General features: G+C 42.8%; 1 protein-coding gene. It reads left to right on the forward strand.

What is annotated here, in order from left to right; translation table 11 throughout:
- Positions 1-78 precede the first annotated feature (78 nt).
- Positions 79-1,467, forward strand: coding sequence for an ISNCY family transposase (locus LIZ66_RS18250; RefSeq protein WP_161285588.1), 1,389 nt, complete (start codon positions 79-81; stop codon positions 1,465-1,467).
- Positions 1,468-1,556 lie beyond the last annotated feature (89 nt).

A 1,556-nucleotide genomic window follows, 5' to 3' on the forward strand; every position in this document is an offset into this window, starting at 1 on the left:
AAAGGAAAATGTCCCAATGTAGTATAATGCTTCCATCAACAGATGGAGGTAACGATTATCAGAAAGGTAGAATTATCAATGGATGAACAAAAGAAGTATGAGGTGATCAAATCATTGGCAGATCATCCAGCCCCTAACAAGCAGAGAGCTGCCCTTACTCTCGGTTGTACTGTACGTCACATTAACCGTATGCTTAAAGGCTACAAAGAGCATGGCAAAGCCTATTTTATCCATGGCAACAGAGGACGTAAGCCAGCCAATACCATCCCCAATGAAACTCGTAATCTTGTTGTCGATTTATACCGCAACAAATACTATGATGCCAATTTTGTGCATTTCACTGAGTTATTAGGAAAACATGAAGATATCCACATCTCCCCTTCAGCGGTTATGTCTATTCTCGAAGCTGAATACATTCTCTCTCCCAAGGCTACAAAAGCTAAGAAAAAGAGAATCAAAGAACAATTAAAAGCCGATAAAAAAGCAGCGAAATCTCAGAAAGAAGCGGATCAGATACAGATTAATCTTGTTGCTCTTGAGGACGCCCATTCCCGCCGTCCCAGAGCCGCTTATTTCGGTGAACTGCAGCAAATGGACGCAACTCCCTACGAATGGATCCCCGGTCAGATATGGCATCTGCATCTGGCTATAGATGATGCTACAGGAAGGATTACCGGCGGTTGGTTTGATACCCAGGAAACTCTGAATGGCTATTACCACGTTTTCCATCAGATCCTCACAACTTACGGTATCCCCTACAAGTTCTTTACAGACCGCCGTACTGTTTTCACCTATAAAAAGAAAAACTCCCCATCTATCGATGAGGATACCTATACACAGTTTGCCTATGCCTGTAAACAGCTGGGGGTTGAACTGGGATCAAGCAGTGTGCCTCAGGCAAAAGGACGTGTAGAACGCCTGAACCAGACGCTACAGTCGCGCCTGCCAGTCGAGTTAAGACTTGCAGGCATAACGACCATAGACGCTGCCAATGAATTCCTAAACTCCTACATAAAGGAATTCAATGAGAAGTTTTCCCTTCCCATTCATGGTATCAAGTCTGTGTTCGAAGTGCAACCCCAAATTGAAAAAATTAACCTGATTCTTGCAGTTTTATGCGAAAGAACGGTAGATACCGGACACTGTTTAAGGCATTCCAATAAATACTACCGTATGATTGACAGCAGAGGCAATCAGGTCCACTACCGAAAAGGAACAAAGGTAATGTTTATTCAGGCTTTTGATGGCAGTCAATACTGCTGTGTAAATGACAAAGACATCTACGCACTGGAAGAAATACCCGAGCACGAAACAAAATCAAAAGACTTAGATATAGACTATACTCCGCCAAAACCAAAGAAGCCCCGCATTCCACCAATGAATCATCCCTGGCGTCGCCAACAGTTTGGAAAGTTTGTCAAACAGCAAGAACACCACCAGAATGATCAAGATACAAAAATTGCCTGAGGAATGAAACGAATCAATTTAACAAGCCCCAGCAAAAAGCCGGGGCTAATACTTCAATTATTTTAGGACATTTTCAAAAACGCTTGACA

Source organism: Blautia faecis, assembly GCF_020554845.1.
GTDB classification, from domain to species: Bacteria; Bacillota; Clostridia; order Lachnospirales; family Lachnospiraceae; genus Blautia_A; species Blautia_A faecis.